This is a genomic window from Pseudooceanicola nanhaiensis (assembly GCF_020171315.1).
In the GTDB taxonomy this organism is placed as follows: domain Bacteria; phylum Pseudomonadota; class Alphaproteobacteria; order Rhodobacterales; family Rhodobacteraceae; genus Pseudooceanicola; species Pseudooceanicola nanhaiensis_A.
The window spans coordinates 23,675-41,346 of sequence record NZ_JAIUZP010000008.1 but is presented as its reverse complement, the minus strand read 5'-3'; the positions used below and the strand labels follow the sequence as shown (position 1 = coordinate 41,346).

Sequence of the window (17,672 nt, the reverse complement as noted above, 5' to 3'; positions counted from 1 at the left end):
AATGGCTGAGAAATTCGATGTGCTGTTGCGCAACGGCACGCTCGTGGATCCCAAGAACGGGATCGAGGCGCAGCGTGACATTGCGATCAGCGGCGGCAAGGTCGTCATGGTTGCCGAAACCATCGAGGGCAGCGCCGAGCGCGAGCACGACCTGACCGGCAAGGTGGTGATGCCCGGCATCATCGACACCCACGTCCACATCTCCCGCTGGGTCGGTGGCAAGGAAGGCCACAAGATGATGGCCAAGGCCGGTGTCACCACGGCACTGGACATGGCCGGCCCGATCGAGGGCGTGGTGGAACTGGCGGGCTCCCACGGGGCGGGCCTGAACATCGCCTCGATCAACTACGTCCGTCCGGGCCACACCGTCGACACGGCGAACCCGCTGGAGGACGAGCTGAAGGACGTTCTGGCCAAGAGCCAGCGGGCAGGGGCCATCGGCCTCAAGATCCTCGGCGGGCACTTCCCGCTGACCAAGGACGCCTCGGCCCGGGTGATGAAGGTCTGCGCCGACACCGGCGCCTATGTCGCCTTCCACGCCGGCACGCTGGAAACCCCGCCGCCCGCGCCCGCCACCATGGCCGAGGCCTGCGAGCTGGCCGAGGGCCGTCCGCTGCACATGCCGCACGTGAACTCCTACTGCCGGAACGAGGGCGTGATGGGCGGCGAGGAGGTCATGGACAAGCTGGCCGAGCATCCGCACATCTGGTCGGAAAGCTACCTTGCCCCCTTCAACGGCACCTCGGCGCTCTGCTCCAACGGCGTGCCGGAATCGAACGCCACCAAGCGCGGCGTGGCCCTTGGCGGCTTCGAGCCGACGCAGGCGGGCATGGAAGAGTCGATCCTCGGCGGCTGGACCCACATCCACGCCGTCGTGGACGGCGAGATCGTGCTGGCCACCGGGCAGGAAGGCTATGACTTCTGGAAATCGGTCGAGATGCAGACCGGTTGCTCCTTCATGGTGAACCCGCCCGAGCCCCGGATGCACCTCGTCACCAAGAAGAAGAAGGACGGCTCCTTCTTCATCGACTGCCTTGCCACCGACGGCGGCGGCATCCCCCGCAACGACATCGTGCAGCGCGGCCTGCCGCTGGTGCGGATGACGGCGCTGACGATCAGCGAATTCGTCATGAAGTCGAGCTGGACCCCGGCCGTCATGCTGGGCCTGCGCGACAAGGGTCACCTTGCCGTGGGCGCCGATGCCGACGTCACCGTGCTGGACATGGAGAAGCTGGAGCCGGTTCTGGCCTATTCCAACGGCAAGCGCATCATGGAGAACGGTGTGGTCTTCCCGATGCCGTCGCGGTTCATTACCACGTCCGAGGGCGTTGCCGCGGTGAAGGCCGCCGGCATGGAAGCCCTCGTGCTGGAGCCGGGAACCTGGCTGCCGGCACGCGGCTGAGGAGGAAAAGATGCACCAGTTGAACAACCGACAGGATTACACCGGCGGACGCTCCGCCATCTATGCCGAGAACGGGGTGGCGGCGACGTCGCACCCGGTGGCCACGCAGGCCGCACTCGACATTCTGCGCGCGGGCGGCAATGCCGTGGACGCGGGCATCGCGGCGATCTCCACGCTCTGCGTGGTGGAACCGGCGATGACCGGCCTCGGCGGCGATTGCTTCATGATCCTCTCCAAGGGGGGCGTGGGCAAGCCGATCGGGCTGAATTCCTCGGGCCGGGCGCCCGCGGCTGCGACGCTGGAGTGGTACAAGGAAGCGGGCATCTCGGAAATCGAGGTGCCCACCGCCCATGCCGTCACCGTGCCGGGCGCGGTGGACGGCTGGTGCCGGATCCACGCGGATCACGGCAAGCTCGACATGGCGCAGATCCTCGCCCCCGCCATCAAGGCGGCGGAAGAGGGCTATATCGTCCAGCCCCGCGTGGCGCGCGACTGGGTCGAATGCGTCTCGAAACTCTCGCGCGATGCGGACAGCACCGCGCGCTATCTCTTCGACGGCAAGGCCCCCAAGGTCGGCGACCGGGTGAAGCTGCCCGAGCTGGCCAAGACCCTGCGCGAGATCGCGTCGAAAGGCCGTGACGGCTTCTACAAGGGCTGGGTCGCCGAGGACATCGTCGCCAAGCTGAAATCGGTGGGCGGTCTGCACACGCTGGAGGATTTCGAAGCCTCCGAGCCAAGCTACGTCGAGCCGATCAGCACCACCTACCGCGGTCATCAGGTCTATGAGATCCCGCCGAACGGGCAGGGCGTCACCGCGCAGGTGATCCTGAACGTGCTGGAAGGCTATGACTATGCGTCGCTGTCCGAACTCGACCGCGTGCATATCCTCGCCGAGGCCGCGAAACATGCCTATGCCCGCCGCGACGCGCTGATCGGGGATCCCGATTTCGGCCCCGTCCCGGTGGAACGGCTGCTGTCGAAGGAGGAGGCGGACTTCATCCGCTCCAAGATCGACATGACCCGCGCCGCCCCGCAGGGCGAGCCGGACCGCTTCGTGCACCGTGACACCACCTACATGACCGTGGTGGACAAGGATCGCAATGCGCTCTCCTTCATCAATTCGCTCTTCTCGGGCTTCGGCTCGGGCATCACGGCGCCCAAGTCGGGCGTGGTGCTGCAGAACCGCGGCTCCTCCTTCCGGTTGATCGAAGGCCATCCCAATGCCATCGCGCCGCGCAAGCGTCCGATGCACACGATCATTCCCGGGATGCTGGGGCAGGGCGACAAGATGATCATGCCCTTCGGCGTGATGGGTGGCCAATACCAGCCGGTGGGCCATGCCGCGCTGATCAGCAACATCCTCGACCTCGGGCTCGACCCGCAGGAGGCGATCGCGGCCCCGCGCAGCTTTGCCTACAACGGCGAGATGCTGCTGGAAGACACGTTCAAGCCCGAGATCTGGGAAGGCCTGCGCGCCCGCGGCCACGACGTGAAGTCGCAGTTCCCGGTGGGCGGCGGCCAGGCGATCTGGATCGACCACGAGCGCGGGCTGCTCATCGGCGGCTCCGAGCCGCGCAAGGACGGCTGTGCCATGGGCTACTGAGCCCTGCGCAGCTGATGACGTGCGGCGGGTTTGCCCCAAGGCGCCGCCGCACTTTTGAGACGCGGGATTCAGGGGATGGACCGCGTTTCGTCGGCCCGGTTTCGTGGGAAGCCGATGACGCCGGCACAGGACTGCCCGGGGGCGCCAGGCCAGCGACCCCGGGCAGTCACCGTCTCCGCCTCCCTGCTTACCGGCTGGCGAGAGGCCCGGCACGGCGCGATTGAAACCCCGCGCCGGGGCTGTTACATACCGCGCGCCCCCGATGCTGCCTGCCGTCCGGACCTGCGACCGCAGGATCGCCCCGGCATTCGTCGCGCCGGGCGGTCCCCGAAACGCCATCACCCGGACGCCCCATGCCCCATCGGACTGCAGAGCTCGACCGCGCCGCCCGCCTCTCCGTCGCCCCCATGATGGACTGGACGGACCGCCATTGCCGGTACCTTCACCGGCTGCTGAGCCGTGAGACGCTGCTTTATACCGAGATGGTGACCGCCCCTGCGCTCGTCCGGGGCGGGGCCGTGCATCTGCTCGACCATTCGGTCGAGGAACATCCCGTGGCGCTGCAACTCGGCGGCTCGGATCCGGCGGAACTGGCGCAGGCGGCGAAACTTGGTGCCGATGCGGGCTATGACGAGATCAACCTGAACTGCGGCTGCCCCTCGGACCGGGTCCAGTCCGGCACCTTCGGCGCGGTGCTGATGAAACAGCCCGAGCTGGTGGCCGACTGCGTCGCGGCGATGATCGCGGCCGTCGAGACCGAAGTGACGGTGAAATGCCGCCTCGGCGTCGACGATCAGGAGCCGGAGGCCGTGCTGCCTGATTTCATCGAGAAGGTCGCGGCGGCCGGGGTGCGGCGGATCACGATCCACGCGCGCAAGGCCTGGCTGCAGGGCCTCAGCCCCAAGGAAAACCGGGACATCCCGCCGCTCGACTATCCGCTGGTGGTGCGGATGAAACAGGCCTTCCCGGAGCTGCACATCTCGATCAACGGCGGCATCGACAGCCTCGACCTGGCAGAAGAGTTGCTGGCGCAGGGGCTTGACGGGGTGATGATCGGGCGGGCGGCCTATCACCAGCCGGCGGATATCCTCTGCGCCGCGGACCGGCGCCTTTATGGCGCGACCGGCCCGGACAGCGATCCGATCGCGGCGGTGCTTGCCATGCTCCCCTATATCGAGGCGCATCTGGCGGCGGGCGGCAAGCTGGCGCAGGTTACCCGGCACATGCTGGGGCTCTTTGCCGGGCGGCCCGGCGCGCGGGTCTGGCGCCGCGTGCTCTCGGAAGGGGCGCACCGGCCCGGCGCGGGGCCCGAGCTGGTGCAAGAGGCGCTCGCCTCCGTCCGGCCCGAGGCGGCCTGAGCCAGTGTCGCGCGGCGGCCTGAACCGCCGCGCCCTGTTCAGACGGTGACTTCGCGGCGCGGCGTCAGCTGCGCCAACACGAAGGCCAGCGATCCGCAAAGGGCGATGGCACCCACCATCGGTGTCGCGGTGCCGTCGAAGAAGGTGCCCGCCACCACGATGGTCAGCCCGCCCACCAGCATCTGCAGCGTCCCGCCGAGCGATGCCGCCATGCCCGCGATATCGCCGTGATCGTCGAGCGAGACCACCATCGTCGTGGGCATCACCACGCCAAGGAAGCTGTTGGCGAGGAAGAGCCCGGCGAGGATCAGCGGCAGCGAGCCAAAGCCCGCGGCCAGCAACGCGAAAAGCAGCACGGTCAGCGCCGCGAAGCCCGAGACACCCACGAGGATCACCCGGGTGATCCCGATCCGCCGGCCCAGAGGGGCCGCGAACTGCGAGGCGGTGAAGAAGCCGATCGCGTTGAGGGCGAAGGCCAGTGAGAACTGCGTCGCGGAGAGGCCGAACTGGTCCACGTAGACGAAGCTGGCCGAGGAGATGAAGACGAAGAAGCTGGCCATGCCGAAGCCGCCCACCAGCGTCATCCCCATGAAGACCCGGTCGGTGACCAGCACGCGGGCCGCGCGCAGCATGGCCCCGGCCTTCATCGGTTCGCGGTCCTCGGGCGCCAGCGTCTCGGGCAGGACGAAGAGCGTCAGCGCCAGCGACAGGCAGGCTACGGCGCAGAGCAGGCCAAAGATCTCGCGCCAGCCGCCAAAGGCCATGACGGTGGAGCCCGCCAGCGGCGCCAGCATGGGCGAGATCGAGATCACCAGCATGACCATGGCCATCAGCCGGGTGGCGTCATTGCCGGTGTAGCGGTCGCGCACGATGGCGCGCGGCACCACCATGACGGCGGCCCCGCCAAGCCCCTGAACGGCCCGCCACAGCGCCAGCTGCGCCACGCTGTCCGCAAAGGCCGCGCCAGCCGATCCCAGCCCGAAGATCACCAGCCCGATCACGATCGGCAGGCGGCGTCCGGCGGCATCGGCCATCGGGCCATAGACCAGCTGCGCCACGCCGAAGGCGAGGAAATAGGCGGTGAGGGTGATCTGCGTGGCGGCCTCGGTCGCGCCGAACTCGGCGGCGATATTGGGCAGCGCGGGCAGGTACATGTCGATGGCAAAGGGGCCCACCATGGAGAGCAGGCCCAGGATGAGGGCAAAACGGAACATGAGAAACCTGTGCGGCTGAAAGGACGTCAAGGAAGGGGGAGCGGGCAGGGTGCCTTTGCCCGGCTTCTACCCCGGGCCGCCCCGCCGCGAAAGGCGCATCGGCGCACAAAGGGGCAGGCCATTTCCGCAAGGCAGCTTTGCGCCCGCCCGGCGCGTCGCGGCCCTTGTGCCGCGCCCCGCAACATGGTTAGGGGCCATTGTACACTGTTCAAGGAAAAGACGATGCCGGACACCGGGTTGCTGATCGAAATGCTGTTTCTCCTGATCGGGATCGGGGCCTTTGCCGGGGTGCTGGCCGGGCTTCTGGGTGTCGGTGGCGGGATCGTGCTGGTGCCGGGCTTCTTCTATGCCTTCACCGCGCTCGGCTATGGCAACGAGCAGCTGATGCAGGTCTGCCTCGGCACCTCGCTGGCGACGATCATCGTCACCTCCATGCGGTCGCTCGCCTCGCACAACAAGAAGGGCGCGGTGGACTGGGACATCCTGAAACGCTGGGCCCCCGGCATCGTCGTGGGGGCGCTGATCGGGGTGCTGGTGGCCTCGGCGCTGCGCTCGCGCGAGCTGCAGCTGCTCTTCGGCTGCATCGGGCTGGTCATCGGCCTCTACCTGCTGCTGGGGCGCCAGCACTGGCGGTTGGGGGAAGAGATGCCCGGCGGGATCCGGCGGATCGTTCTGTCGCCGATGATCGGCTTCCTCTCGACCCTGATGGGCATCGGCGGGGGCTCCTTCGGGGTGCCGCTGATGACGCTCTACGGCCGACCGATCCACCGCGCGGTGGCCACGGCGGCGGGCTTCGGCCTGACGATTGCCGTGCCCTCGGTGCTCGGCTTCATGCTGCTGCCGATCGATCCGCAAGCGACGCCGCCCTATACCGTCGGGGCCGTGAACCTGCCCGCCTTCCTGATCGTGATCTGCATGACGACGCTCACCGCCCCGCTGGGGGCCAAGCTGGCGCACGCCACGGACCCCAAGCTGCTGCGCCGCATTTTTGCCATCTTCCTGCTGCTGGTCGCGCTGAACATGCTGCGCAAGGCGCTGATGGGCTGATCCACAACGCCCGCTGAAAACGCTGTCTCCGCAAAGGGATAGACGACATGCCTCGCGCCCTGCCTGATCCCGGCAGGGCGCGTTTTCATTTTCGGAGACAATTGGTTTCGCAGTTGGCCACAATCCGGCTGGCGAAATTCCCCGCAATCTCCCGACGTCTGCCCCGGGGCAGCCACATTCGCAGGCTCTTCTGTGCAGGCAATATCGGGAGATGTCTCATGATCGAGCTTCTTGTCATCGTCGGGCTGGCCACCATCGGCATCGTCTTCACCTCGAACCTCGAGGCGGAGGCCGCACGCAATGGCGGACGGCGCCGCAAGAAGACGCGCGGCGAGGAGACCGAAGGCGGTCTCGGGATCTTCGGCCTCGACATCGCGCGCAAGCTGGGACGCAAGCGGGCGGAGCCTCTGGGCCACGGCACCGCGGTGCGGCCCTTCGAGGAATGCGTCGAGGAGAGCGCGGTCGATGACATCGAACGCCGCGTGAGCGAGACGCTGGCGGCTGAAGGCTATGCCACCGAGACCGTCATGCAGCCAGTGCCCGATCCCTCCTACCTCTCCGCCGCGGTGATCGAGGATTTCAACCCCGAGGAAGACCGCATCGTTGTCGGCTACGACCCCGAGGATGGCGCGGCCCGGATCGAGTTTCAGGAAGACCCCGACCGGCTGGGCGACGTGCGCGTGCTGCTGAACGGGGCGATCGTCGCGATCGTGCCCGAGGGGCTGGGACGGGTGTCCCTGCGTCATATCGAACTGGTTCCCTTCAACGAGATGGACGTCGACGCCGCCGCCTGAGCGTAGCCGCGTGACCTCTCGTGCAGACACGGACGGGCCCCGCGGGGCCCGTTTTCATGTGCCTTGAGCTGAGGGTTCATGAGGAGCAGGCAAACGGGCTTCGGTCTGGCGCGTCGTGTGACCCGCCGAACCGGCCCCCACAATCCGCGCGGTCAGTCCGCGCCGTGGGTCCGGCTGCGCCCACCGCGTCGCTTGGCCAGCCGGGGCTTGCGCGCGGCGAGGCCCAGCATGATCTCGCAGCGCTGGTCCCGCGTCATGGCGCTCCAGCCCGCGATTTCGTCCAGCGTGCGCAGGCAGCCGATGCAGAGCTTCTCTTCCGGGTGGATGACGCAGATCTTCACGCAGGGGCTGTCTACCTCGTCGCGCTTCCAGATCTCGTCCGTCATGCACCGGCCTTGATGTTGCGGATCCGGTCAAGGGCGCCCTGAAGGATGTAGGAGGCCGCCACGTGGTCGATCACCTCGGCCCGGCGGCGGCGGGAGGTGTCGGCCTCCAGCAGCGCGCGTTCTGCCGCGACGGTCGAGAGGCGCTCGTCCCAGAAGGTGATCGGCAGGTCCGCCATCCCCTCCAACCGGTTGAAGTTGCGCGCAAAGGCCCGGGTCGACTGACAACGCGGGCCCTCGGTGCCGTCCATGTTGCGCGGAAGGCCGAGCACGAGGCCCCCGATCCGGCGCTCCGCGATGATCCGCTGCAGCTGCGCGGCATCGACGCCGAACTTCTTGCGCCGCACCGTCTCGAGCGGGGTCGCGACCGACAGGAAGGTGTCGGAGACCGCCACGCCGATGGTCTTGTCGCCAAGGTCGAGCCCGGCGAGCGCCTGCATCGGGGGCAGGGCGGCGATGAAGCTTTCAATCTCGTCGTGGATCATCCGTCGAGCCCCGCATCCTGTCCGGCTTGCTGAATGAGTTTCAGCCCCGCCGGATCCGTGGTGAAGACGCCAAGCGCCTCGTCGCGGATCGCGCGCGCACGGTCCGCATCGCCAAGGACGCCATAGGCGCGGATCAGGCGGGCCCATTCGTCGGCGCTGCCGCCCTGGTTGGCCAGCCGTTCGGCCAGACCCGAGACCATGCCCTGGATCATCGCCTGGCGACCCTCGTCGTCAAGTTCGCCCGCGGCGGCGATGTCATCCTCGGAGGGGCCGGGCAGGTTGGCAGCGGGCAGGGGCGGCTGGTAGTCGTCGCGGCCCGCAAGCTGCGCAACCTCCATGATCTGCGCGCGGATCGGCGGCACCCATGCGTCCTGTGGGCCGCTCTGGCGCAGCAGCCCGTCCCAGATCCGGAAGGCCAGATCGGGCCGGCCGGTCTGGCGCATCATCAGGCCGAGGTAATATTGCGCGGCGCCGTTCTTGGCATCGCGGGCGAGGGCGGCGCGCACCGCGCGCTCCGCCTCGGGCGAGACATAGCCTCCGGCGGCCAGCACCAGCATGTCGGCGTAATCAGCGTAATCCACCGCGGTGGCCTGCGCGCCGAGGACGCCCAGCAGTTTCTCCTGCGCGGTATAGGCGGCCTTGAAGTTCCCGAGCGCGCCTTCGTTGCGGGCCAGCAGGCGCAGACCCTGCTCATCTCCGGGACGCTGGGCCACGGCCTCGCGCAGGCGGGCCATCAGGTCCTTGTACTCCGCCGGGGCATCGGTGGCAGGTGCCGCAGGCATCGAGGCCTCGGCGGTGGCCTGATCCGGGCGGCTCTCGCGCAGTTCGCGCGCGGTCTCGATCCGGCCCGCCAGCGGCAGGTCGCCATAGCCCGGTGCGCCGATCCGCCAGTAGAGCGCCACGGCGCCGCCGATGGTCAGCGCGACCGCGATCAGCATCACCCCGCGGGGCAGCGTAGCGGCCCCACCGGAGGTGCCGCGCTTGGCATCCGCCGAAAGCAGGCGGCGCGAGACCTCGTTGCGGATCCGTTCGGCCTCCTCGGCGGGGATCACGCCCCGGGCGGCGTCGCGTTCGATTTCGGCCAGCTGGTCACGGTAGACGCGGATGTCATAGTCCGCCGCATCCTGATCCTGCGTCGCGGGACGGCGCAGGAGGGCAAGGCCCAGCACGACCGCCACGGCAAGGGCCATGACACCGATCAGGATCCAGAACAGCATAAACACTCGTCTCCGCGCAGCTTCGGCGCCCGGTGTAGCCGACAGGCCCGCGCGGCAAAAGGCATAAACCGGCCTCTTGCGGCTTCGTGAAGCAGCGCGGCCCGTCCCGCTCCGCCATGCGGAAAATGCGCGGACAGCGTCCCGTTTGCGACACGTGTCGCAAGTGCAGCATATTGTGACGGTTTGCGGCGGGGGTATGCTTGCCGAAAACGCCAGTTTGCCAATGCGGCCCCGGACCGGGGAATCGCCCGCAAGAAAGGTCCCTCTGCCGATGAAACGATATTCTGCCTTTGCCATCGCCCGCGAAGCGGCCCGTCACCACACCGGTTGGGAGCGCGCCTGGCGCTCGCCCACGCCGAAGAAGTCCTATGACACGATCATCATCGGCGCCGGCGGTCACGGTCTGGCGACGGCCTACTACCTGGGCCGCAACCACGGCATCAAGAATGTCGCGATCATCGAAAAGGGCTGGCTCGGCGGGGGCAACACCGGGCGGAACACGACGATCATCCGCTCGAACTACCTGCAGGACAGTTCGGCCGCGATCTACGAGAAGGCGCGCAGCCTCTACGAGGGCCTCAGCCAGGACCTGAACTACAACGTCATGTTCAGCCCGCGCGGCGTGCTGATGCTGGCCCAGACCGAACACGAGGTCCGCGGCTACAAGCGCACGGCCATCGCCAACTCGCTGCAGGGCGTGGAGACGGAATTCGTCGGCCCCGAGAAGGTCAAGGAGATCTGCCCGATCATCCGCCTCGACGGGCCGCGCTACCCGGTTCTGGGTGGCCAGTGGCAGCCCCGTGGCGGCACCGCCCGGCACGATGCCGTGGCCTGGGGCTATGCAAGGGCCTGCTCCGACATGGGCATGGACATCATCCAGCAGTGCGAAGTCACCGGCATCCGGCAGGAAAACGGCAAGGTCACCGGCGTCGAGACGACGAAGGGCGACATCGGCTGTTCCCGCCTCGGCATCGTGGTGGCCGGTCACTCGGGCGTGCTGGCCGAGATGGCAGGCTTCCGTCTGCCGGTGGAATCCGTGGCGCTTCAGGCGCTCGTCTCCGAACCGATCAAGCCCTGCATGGACATCGTCGTCATGGCGAACACGGTGCACGGCTACATGTCGCAATCCGACAAGGGCGAGATGGTGATCGGCGGCGGCGCGGACCAGTTCAACAACTACACGCAGCGCGGCTCCTTCCAGCATATCGAGGAGACGGTGCGCGCCCTGATCGAGACCTTCCCGGTCATCTCGCGACTCAAGATGCTGCGCCAGTGGGGCGGGATCGTGGACATGACCGGCGACCGCTCGCCGATCATCTCGCAGACGCCGCTGGGAAACACCTACATCAACTGCGGCTGGGGCACCGGCGGCTTCAAGGCGATCCCGGGCTCCGGCTGGGCGATGGCCGACATGATGGCCAAGGGCACCCCCGGGCCGCTGGCGGCCGAATTCGGCCTCGACCGGTTCCGTCAGGGCCGGTTCATCGACGAAAGCGTGGCCGCAGGGGTCGCGCACTGATGCACGATGCGGCGCTCAGCCAGCGGCGGTCACTCCGCCGCGATCGGACCGTCGTCGCCGTCGGACCGCGCTGCGCGCGCGGTGCTGCGGGCGCGCTGGACGGCGTCGATGTTTCTGAGCGCCTCCCGGGCCGCGTTGAGCGAGGCGTGGTTGTCGCGCCCCAGCGTGCGGGCCAGGTCCAGCATGGCGTCGTGATCGCTGAGGGCGAGGCCCGGCATCGCCACGGCGGCGAACTGGGTCAACCCGTTGCGCATTGCCGTATGGAAGATCTCGCTTCGCGGAACATCGCGGTCGAGCCCGTTGGGGGCCAGCCCGAAATACAAAGGCCGCGCCTCATCAGCGCGGCCGGGCAGTCGGGCCAGAAGAACGTAGAGGCCGGGGGCCTGTGGCAGGTCCCGCAGCGAGGAGTAGACCCGGAAGGTCACGCGCCGCTCCCGTGGCGGGGCGGTCGTGAAGCTGATCGTCCGGTCGTGGGTCGTATCGGTGGTCGTTTCGGTCGTCATGGCATGCTCTCCCTGCCAGTGCCCGATTATGTGCGTGTCTCTGCCGATCATGATGCCACAAAATGTTGTAGAGTTGTTAACGCGGGCCGCAAAAACTGTTGCTCCGCTCGCGGTTTGCCTGTTTCTTTGGCAGAACGCGCAACTTATGCGAAAGGTTCCCGGATCGGCGGAGTTTCGCTGCGTCGGGGCCTCGATCAGGGCTGCACGGGGAACCGGGGCGGGGAGGATCACGTTTCGGTGTCGAAGCTAACCACACCGGAGGGCCCCACTTCATGGCCGAGTACCACAACACGACCGAGCAGCGTTCCGGCGGCGGCGCCGTCATTGCCTTCATCGTCGGCGGCCTTGTCGTCGCTGTCGGCATCATCGCCTACGTCCTCTTTGGCGGCGGCTCGATGGGCGGCGAACGCGCAGCGCCTACCGGCGACAAGATCGAGATCAACGCAACCGCGGACAGCTCTGCCGGCAGCACCGATGGCGCAGCCGCAGCCGAAAGCGGCTCGGACGGCGCCGAAGCCGCAGCCGGGGCAACCGGCAGCGATGGCGCAACCGCGGCCGCTGGCGCCTCGGGCAACTGATCACCTGACCACCGGGCTGCGCCTGCGCGCGCGCCTTACGATTGCTGCAATCGTCACGGGGTCCCGACCGATGGTCCGGGGCCCCGAAGCACGTCTGCCTTTCCGCGCGGACATGAAAAAACTGAACCTTTCCGGGAACTTTGCCCGTGACCCTCGCGTTCTCCCTTTACTGCCTGGGAAGACGGAGGTTTACGAATGGCACAATCTGGTAACGGCTCCAACACCACGCTCGGTTTCATCGTCGGCGCGCTTGTCGTCGTCGTTGCGGGCCTTGTCTGGTTCATATTCTCCGGCGGGGACGTCCCCGGCGCGGATGAGCCTGAAATCCAGATCGACCTGCCAAACGGCAACTGATCTTTTCCCTGTCCCTTACCTGACCTTAAGGGCCGGCGCCGCGTGCGTCGGCCCCTTTTTGCGTCCGCACATCCCTTCCCAGACCTCTCTCAAGACCGGAGATCGCCCATGCTGATCCTCACATGTCCCCATTGCGGCGTCACTGCCGAGGAAACCGAGTTCCACGCCGGTGGCGAGGCGCATCTCAAGCGCTACGGGCCCGGCTCCTCTGACGCGGATTTCGAGGATTACATGTTCAACCGGGTGAACCCGAAGGGCGTGCACTTCGAACGCTGGCGCCATGTCTATGGCTGCGGCAAGTGGTTCCACGCCGCCCGCTGCACCGCGACGCTCGAGGTTTTCGGCACCTATCCCGCGCAGACCCATCAGCCCCCCGAGGCGCTGCTGGACATCATTCGCCAGAAACGTCCGGGCTGGTCCTGGCGCGACTTTTCCTGAGGCAGCAGACCTGATGGCCCTTCACCTGAACACCAAGACCACAAAGGGGACCCCGGCATGAGCACCAGACTGGCCACCGGCGGCCGCCTGCTGAACCGCGGCGCCGCGTATTCCTTCTCCTTCAACGGCGCGTCCTTCCGCGGCTACGAGGGCGACACGCTTGCCTCGGCGCTGCTGGCGAACGACCAGCTGCTGATGGGGCGGAGCTTCAAGTATCACCGCCCGCGCGGCCCCGTCGCCTCGGGCGCGGAAGAGCCCAATGCGCTGGTCGGCCTCGGCGAAGGCGCGACCTTCGAACCGAACCAGCGCGCCACCACGACCGAGCTCTTCGACGGGCTCAAGGCGCGCAGCCAGAACCACTGGCCGAGCCTCGATTTCGACGTGGGCGTGGTGAACAATTCGCTCTCGCGTTTCCTGCCCGCGGGCTTCTACTACAAGACCTTCATCGCGCCCCGGCCGTTCTGGAAACACCTCTACGAGCCGATCATCCGTCACTCGGCGGGCCTCGGCGCGGCGCCAAAGGACCTCGACGAGGATCGCTACGAGCATTTCTATGCCTTCTGCGACGTGCTGGTCATCGGTGGCGGGATCGCGGGCCTGACGGCGGCACTGGCCGCCGGTGAGGCAGGGGCCCGGGTCATCCTGATGGAACAGACCTCCCATTGGGGCGGGCGCACGCCGGTGGACGGCGGCACGATCGGCGGCGTCGCGGCGCAGGCCCATATCGACGCGCTCGTCTCGAAGCTGGAGGCGCTGCCCAACGTGACCATGCGCCTGCGCTGCATGGGCTCCGGCGTCTACGATCACGGCTATGCGCTTGGCTACGAGCGTCTGACCGATCACGCGCCGCGCAACATCGGCCCCCGTCACCGCCTGTGGCGCATCCGCGCCGCGCGGATCGTGACGGCCACCGGCGCCATCGAGCGGCCGCTGGCCTTCGCGGGCAACGACGTGCCCGGCGTGATGCTGGCCTCGGCGCTGCGTGACTACGTGGTGAACTATGCCGTTTCGCCCGGTGACCGGGTGGTCGTGGTGACCAACAACGACGACGCCTATCGGACCGCGCTTGCGGTGAAGGCCGCCGGCTTGACGGTGCCCGCGATCATCGACGCCCGTCCCAACGGCGGCGGTGTTCTGGCCGCCGAGGCCGAGGCCGCGGGCATCTCCGTGCGCAAGGGGATGGGCATCGCCAAGGTCGAGGGCGGCAAGCGCGTCACCGGTGCCGCGATTTGCGCGCAGGCCGGCGAAGGCGCCGTGCTGGAGACGATCCCCTGCGACGCCATCGCCATGTCGGGCGGCTGGTCGCCCGTGGTGCACCTCTGGTCGCACTGCGGTGGCAAGCTGCTCTGGGACGATGCCACGGCCATGTTCCGCCCCGATCCCGCGCGTCCGCCGCTGGGGGCCGACGGGCAGGGCTATGTGCTGACCGCGGGCAGCGCTTCGGGCCCGATGGGTCTGGCCGAGGTTCTGGCCGATGCGGTCGAGGTGGGCGCTCAGGCCGTGACCGGCGCGGGCTTCACCGCCGCTGCAGGCGATGTGCTTCCGGTTGATATCGCCGCCGAGAGCGCGCTGGAGCCGGTCTGGATGATGCCGCAGGGCGCCGAGTACAAGCTGCGCGCGAAAGCCTGGCTCGACTTCCAGAACGACGTGAAGGTGTCGGACGTGCAACTGGCGGCCCGCGAGGGCTACGAGAGCGTCGAGCACACCAAGCGTTACACCACGCTCGGCATGGCCACGGATCAGGGGAAACTCTCCAACATCAACGGTCTGGCGGTGCTGTCGCAGGCGCTGAACGCACCGATCCCGCAGGTGGGCACCACCACCTTCCGGCCGCCCTATACGCCGATCTCCTTCGGGGCGATCGCGGGGGCTGCCCGCGGCGACGTCTTCCAGCCCCTGCGCCGGACCCCGATCCACGAGTGGCTCGACAGCCACGGCGCGGACTGGGAGCCGGTCGGCCAGTGGCGGCGGCCCTTCTGCTTCCCGAAAGCGGGCGAGAGCCGTCACGCGGCCGTGGACCGCGAGGTGAAGGCCACCCGCGCCAGCCTCGGCCTGCTGGATGCTTCGACGCTGGGCAAGATCCTCGTGAAGGGCCCCGACGCGGGCCGTTTCATGGACATGCTCTACACCAACATGATGTCGACGCTGAAACCGGGGCGCTGCCGCTATGGCCTGATGTGCAACGAGAACGGCTTCCTCATGGACGACGGCGTGGTCGTGCGGCTGGATGAGGACACCTTCCTCTGCCACACCACCACCGGCGGGGCGGAGCATATCCACGCCCACATGGAAGAGTGGCTTCAGACCGAGTGGTGGGACTGGAAGGTCTACACCGCCAACGTGACCGAGCAATACGCGCAGATCGCCGTGGTCGGCCCCAAGGCGCGCAAGCTTCTGGAGAAGCTGGGCGGGCAGGGCGTCTCGGGCGAGGACTTCCCCTTCATGACCATGAAGGACCTCACCCTCGGCGGGATCGCCGTGCGGGCCTTCCGGATCTCCTTCTCGGGCGAGCTCAGCTACGAGATCGCCGTGCCGGCCTCCAAGGGCCTCGCGCTCTGGGAAGCGATCTGGGACGCCGGTCAGGAGTTCGGGATCACCCCCTATGGCACCGAGGCGCTGCACGTGCTGCGGGCCGAGAAGGGCTTCATCATGATCGGCGACGAGACCGACGGCACCGTGATCCCGCAGGATCTGGGGCTGCACTGGGCGATCTCGAAGAAGAAAGAGGATTACATCGGCAAGCGGGCTCAGGCGCGCAGCTTCATGGACAATCCGAACCGCTGGTCGCTGGTGGGTCTGGAAACCGTCGATGGCTCGGTCCTGCCGGAGGGCGCCCTCGCGGTGGCCGAGGGCGACAATGCCAACGGTCAGCGCAACACGCAGGGCCGTGTGACCTCGACCTATCATTCGCCCACGCTGGGCCGGGGCATCGCGATGGGCCTCGTGCTGCACGGGCCCGACCGGATGGGCGAGGTGCTGGACTTCGCCGACGGCAAGGGCGGCTTCATCAAGGCGAAGATCGTGGATCAGGTCTTCTTCGACAAGGACGGGGACAAGCAGAATGTCTGACGCGAAATCCGTGACGCCCCTGCAGGGCGCGAAATTCGACGGCATCGCCACGGTGCAGGAGATCGGCCCGCGCGGCATGATCACCCTGCGCGGCACCCTCTCGGACGCCACCTTCGCGGCGGCGGTCGAGGCGGTCACCGGCTGCACGGTTCCGGCGCAGCGCAAGGCCTCCTTCTCGGGCGGCAATGCGGTGCTCTGGATGACCCCGGACGAGTTGATGCTCATGCTGCCCGCGGGCAGCGTGGCCGGTGCACTCGAGACGCTGGCCGAGAAGCTGGCGGGCGTGCACCATCTCGCCGCCGACGTGAGCGATGCGCGGGCGCTGTTCCGGCTCTCCGCGCCCGGTGTGGCCGCGCGTGAAGTGCTGGCGCGGCTGGCGCCGGTGGACATTGCGCCCGGCCAGTTCGGGCCCGGAGACCTGCGCCGCACCCGCGTGGGGCAGGTGGCCGCCGCCTTCATCATGGTCGAGGAGGGCGTCTTCGAGCTGGTCTGCTTCCGCTCGGTGGCGCGCTATGTCTTCGACCTGCTGGCGGATGCCTGCGGCGAGACCACGGCGCAGCCGGTGTTCTAAGGGTTTTGGCCCCTGATGGGGGCTGATTGATGCAGGAAGCGGGCGGCTCACGGGCCGCCCGTTTTCGTTTGGCCTAGAGGATTGGTTTGGCGCCCCGGGAAGACCGGCAACATGCGGTGAAGGGCTTTGGCCACAGAGAGGCGGGCAGGGGCACATATTCCATCACCGGTCCTGTCTCTCGACAGCGCGGGACAAGGCCGCAGGCCGCCGCGCATCGCCGGCGCGCCCCCACGCGGCGGCGATTTGGTGAGGCTGGGTGGTCCCTTGAGAGGGCGGGACGAGCTTGGCGGCCATAAAGTGGAAGCCAGAGAAGTCTGGATCGCCCCCGCGCGCGCCGTCGATGCGCGGCTTGGCGGCCGTGGAGGGACAGTGAGGCGGATGCGTCAGCGCCTCTTCAGACCCGAGCCCGGGAACACTTGCTCCATGTCTGCCGATACCCCAACTCCCCCCTCTGGCGGGCTTTTCAAACGCGGCGGGCCATGCTACGCGGGCCACGCTATTTCAGGGGTGGGCAAAGGGCCCGCCCTCTCATCTATGGACAAGAGGCAGACCATGGCCACCGAACGCACCCTCTCGATCATCAAACCCGATGCAACCAAGCGCAACCTGACCGGCAAGATCAACGCCAAGTTCGAAGACGCTGGCCTGCGCATCGTCGCCCAGAAGCGCATCCAGCTGACCGAAGCCCAAGCCGGCAAGTTCTACGAAGTGCACGCCGAGCGTCCCTTCTACGGTGAACTGTGCGAGTTCATGGCCTCCGGCCCGGTCGTCGTGCAGGTGCTGGAAGGCGAAGGCGCCATCGCGAAGAACCGCGAAGTCATGGGCGCAACCAACCCCGCCGACGCAGCCGCCGGCACCATCCGCGCCGAATTCGCTGAATCGGTTGGCGAGAACTCGGTCCACGGCTCCGACGCACCGGAAACCGCGGCTGTCGAGATCGCCTACTTCTTCTCCGGCCTCGAACTGGTCGGCTAAGGCTTTGCCTGACAGGTCCGGCGCGCAGCCCGCGCCGGACCACCCCGGGCCCATTCTTCGCCCGGAGCTGCCGTCTCCGGCGCTTTTGCGCCGGGTCCGGCCCGATTTGAGCTTCCGGCCCTTTCGGCTGTCCTGTCTGGTTTCCCTGCTCCTGATTTTTGC

17 protein-coding genes are annotated in these 17,672 nt (G+C 67.8%); 12 read left to right on the top strand and 5 right to left on the bottom strand.

All coding sequences use genetic code 11. The annotated features are described in order from the left end of the window. The first annotated feature begins 1 nt into the window (after window position 1). The 3 genes from LCM32_RS14335 (at window position 2) to dusA (ending at window position 4,363) form a co-directional block, all read left to right on the top strand. Window positions 2-1,402 (top strand): dihydroorotase, encoded by a 1,401-nt coding sequence (locus LCM32_RS14335; RefSeq protein WP_224821765.1) that lies wholly within the window; start codon window positions 2-4, stop codon window positions 1,400-1,402. A gap of 10 nt (window positions 1,403-1,412) precedes the next feature. Beyond that, window positions 1,413-3,005: a gamma-glutamyltransferase gene (gene ggt / locus LCM32_RS14330; protein WP_224821764.1), complete on the top strand. Its 1,593-nt coding sequence runs from the start codon at window positions 1,413-1,415 to the stop codon at window positions 3,003-3,005. A gap of 353 nt (window positions 3,006-3,358) precedes the next feature. Continuing rightward, window positions 3,359-4,363, top strand: a complete 1,005-nt coding sequence (gene dusA / locus LCM32_RS14325; RefSeq protein ID WP_224821763.1) for a tRNA dihydrouridine(20/20a) synthase DusA — start codon at window positions 3,359-3,361, stop codon at window positions 4,361-4,363. Window positions 4,364-4,401: 38 nt separating this feature from the next. On the opposite strand, the gene LCM32_RS14320 is transcribed toward dusA, so the two are convergent. After that, window positions 4,402-5,577 (bottom strand): multidrug effflux MFS transporter, encoded by a 1,176-nt coding sequence (locus LCM32_RS14320; RefSeq protein WP_224821762.1) that lies wholly within the window; start codon window positions 5,575-5,577, stop codon window positions 4,402-4,404. 222 nt (window positions 5,578-5,799) lie between these two features. Between LCM32_RS14320 and LCM32_RS14315 the strand changes: the two genes are divergently transcribed. After that, window positions 5,800-6,624, top strand: a complete 825-nt coding sequence (locus LCM32_RS14315; protein WP_224821761.1) for a sulfite exporter TauE/SafE family protein — start codon at window positions 5,800-5,802, stop codon at window positions 6,622-6,624. 218 nt (window positions 6,625-6,842) lie between these two features. Next, complete coding sequence (locus tag LCM32_RS14310) at window positions 6,843-7,418, top strand: hypothetical protein (protein ID WP_224821760.1); 576 nt, start codon at window positions 6,843-6,845, stop codon at window positions 7,416-7,418. Between the two features lie 152 nt (window positions 7,419-7,570). Here LCM32_RS14310 and LCM32_RS14305 read toward each other — a convergent pair whose 3' ends face one another. From LCM32_RS14305 to ccmI, 3 genes are read right to left on the bottom strand one after another with little or no spacing between them, the layout of a single operon-like run. Then, a complete protein-coding gene (locus tag LCM32_RS14305; protein WP_224821759.1) occupies window positions 7,571-7,804 on the bottom strand; it encodes a DUF1289 domain-containing protein in 234 nt (77 codons plus the stop codon). Continuing rightward, window positions 7,801-8,286, bottom strand: coding sequence for a Holliday junction resolvase RuvX (gene ruvX, locus LCM32_RS14300; RefSeq protein ID WP_224821758.1), 486 nt, complete (start codon window positions 8,284-8,286; stop codon window positions 7,801-7,803). Before ruvX ends, LCM32_RS14305 begins: the two co-directional genes overlap by 4 nt. Next, window positions 8,283-9,503, bottom strand: coding sequence for a c-type cytochrome biogenesis protein CcmI (ccmI, locus tag LCM32_RS14295; RefSeq protein ID WP_224821757.1), 1,221 nt, complete (start codon window positions 9,501-9,503; stop codon window positions 8,283-8,285). Before ccmI ends, ruvX begins: the two co-directional genes overlap by 4 nt. Window positions 9,504-9,774: 271 nt before the next feature. On the opposite strand from ccmI, the gene LCM32_RS14290 reads away from it, so the two are divergent. Further along, on the top strand, window positions 9,775-11,022 hold the full coding sequence (locus LCM32_RS14290; protein ID WP_224821756.1) for a sarcosine oxidase subunit beta family protein: 1,248 nt from the start codon (window positions 9,775-9,777) through the stop codon (window positions 11,020-11,022). Window positions 11,023-11,051: 29 nt separating this feature from the next. Here LCM32_RS14290 and LCM32_RS14285 read toward each other — a convergent pair whose 3' ends face one another. Further along, the gene (locus LCM32_RS14285; RefSeq protein WP_224821755.1) at window positions 11,052-11,525 is read right to left on the bottom strand and encodes a hypothetical protein; all 474 of its coding nucleotides are present in this window, start codon (window positions 11,523-11,525) and stop codon (window positions 11,052-11,054) included. Between the two features lie 272 nt (window positions 11,526-11,797). Between LCM32_RS14285 and LCM32_RS14280 the strand changes: the two genes are divergently transcribed. The 6 genes from LCM32_RS14280 (at window position 11,798) to ndk (ending at window position 17,510) form a co-directional block, all read left to right on the top strand. Beyond that, on the top strand, window positions 11,798-12,103 hold the full coding sequence (locus LCM32_RS14280) for a hypothetical protein (protein ID WP_224821754.1): 306 nt from the start codon (window positions 11,798-11,800) through the stop codon (window positions 12,101-12,103). A gap of 195 nt (window positions 12,104-12,298) precedes the next feature. Continuing rightward, window positions 12,299-12,457 carry a hypothetical protein gene (locus LCM32_RS14275; RefSeq protein ID WP_224821753.1) on the top strand — a complete coding sequence of 53 codons (159 nt, stop codon included), beginning with the start codon at window positions 12,299-12,301 and terminating at the stop codon, window positions 12,455-12,457. 108 nt (window positions 12,458-12,565) lie between these two features. Beyond that, window positions 12,566-12,895, top strand: a complete 330-nt coding sequence (locus LCM32_RS14270; protein WP_224821752.1) for a sarcosine oxidase subunit delta — start codon at window positions 12,566-12,568, stop codon at window positions 12,893-12,895. Window positions 12,896-12,952: 57 nt separating this feature from the next. Beyond that, window positions 12,953-15,964: a sarcosine oxidase subunit alpha family protein gene (locus LCM32_RS14265; protein ID WP_224821751.1), complete on the top strand. Its 3,012-nt coding sequence runs from the start codon at window positions 12,953-12,955 to the stop codon at window positions 15,962-15,964. Next, window positions 15,957-16,535, top strand: coding sequence for a sarcosine oxidase subunit gamma (locus tag LCM32_RS14260; RefSeq protein WP_224821750.1), 579 nt, complete (start codon window positions 15,957-15,959; stop codon window positions 16,533-16,535). The genes LCM32_RS14265 and LCM32_RS14260 overlap by 8 nt, the downstream gene beginning before the upstream one ends. A gap of 552 nt (window positions 16,536-17,087) precedes the next feature. Further along, window positions 17,088-17,510, top strand: coding sequence for a nucleoside-diphosphate kinase (gene ndk / locus LCM32_RS14255; RefSeq protein WP_224821749.1), 423 nt, complete (start codon window positions 17,088-17,090; stop codon window positions 17,508-17,510). Window positions 17,511-17,672: the final 162 nt, after the last annotated feature.

What these genes read in the sequence shown, in the direction of transcription:
- LCM32_RS14335 (WP_224821765.1), top strand. Translation starts at nt 2, where the DNA reads ATGGCTGAGAAATTCGATGTGCTGTTGCGCAACGGCACGCTCGTGGAT.
- ggt (WP_224821764.1), top strand. Translation starts at nt 1,413, where the DNA reads ATGCACCAGTTGAACAACCGACAGGATTACACCGGCGGACGCTCCGCC.
- dusA (WP_224821763.1), top strand. Translation starts at nt 3,359, where the DNA reads ATGCCCCATCGGACTGCAGAGCTCGACCGCGCCGCCCGCCTCTCCGTC.
- LCM32_RS14320 (WP_224821762.1), bottom strand. Translation starts at nt 5,577, where the DNA reads ATGTTCCGTTTTGCCCTCATCCTGGGCCTGCTCTCCATGGTGGGCCCC.
- LCM32_RS14315 (WP_224821761.1), top strand. Translation starts at nt 5,800, where the DNA reads ATGCCGGACACCGGGTTGCTGATCGAAATGCTGTTTCTCCTGATCGGG.
- LCM32_RS14310 (WP_224821760.1), top strand. Translation starts at nt 6,843, where the DNA reads ATGATCGAGCTTCTTGTCATCGTCGGGCTGGCCACCATCGGCATCGTC.
- LCM32_RS14305 (WP_224821759.1), bottom strand. Translation starts at nt 7,804, where the DNA reads ATGACGGACGAGATCTGGAAGCGCGACGAGGTAGACAGCCCCTGCGTG.
- ruvX (WP_224821758.1), bottom strand. Translation starts at nt 8,286, where the DNA reads ATGATCCACGACGAGATTGAAAGCTTCATCGCCGCCCTGCCCCCGATG.
- ccmI (WP_224821757.1), bottom strand. Translation starts at nt 9,503, where the DNA reads ATGCTGTTCTGGATCCTGATCGGTGTCATGGCCCTTGCCGTGGCGGTC.
- LCM32_RS14290 (WP_224821756.1), top strand. Translation starts at nt 9,775, where the DNA reads ATGAAACGATATTCTGCCTTTGCCATCGCCCGCGAAGCGGCCCGTCAC.
- LCM32_RS14285 (WP_224821755.1), bottom strand. Translation starts at nt 11,525, where the DNA reads ATGACGACCGAAACGACCACCGATACGACCCACGACCGGACGATCAGC.
- LCM32_RS14280 (WP_224821754.1), top strand. Translation starts at nt 11,798, where the DNA reads ATGGCCGAGTACCACAACACGACCGAGCAGCGTTCCGGCGGCGGCGCC.
- LCM32_RS14275 (WP_224821753.1), top strand. Translation starts at nt 12,299, where the DNA reads ATGGCACAATCTGGTAACGGCTCCAACACCACGCTCGGTTTCATCGTC.
- LCM32_RS14270 (WP_224821752.1), top strand. Translation starts at nt 12,566, where the DNA reads ATGCTGATCCTCACATGTCCCCATTGCGGCGTCACTGCCGAGGAAACC.
- LCM32_RS14265 (WP_224821751.1), top strand. Translation starts at nt 12,953, where the DNA reads ATGAGCACCAGACTGGCCACCGGCGGCCGCCTGCTGAACCGCGGCGCC.
- LCM32_RS14260 (WP_224821750.1), top strand. Translation starts at nt 15,957, where the DNA reads ATGTCTGACGCGAAATCCGTGACGCCCCTGCAGGGCGCGAAATTCGAC.
- ndk (WP_224821749.1), top strand. Translation starts at nt 17,088, where the DNA reads ATGGCCACCGAACGCACCCTCTCGATCATCAAACCCGATGCAACCAAG.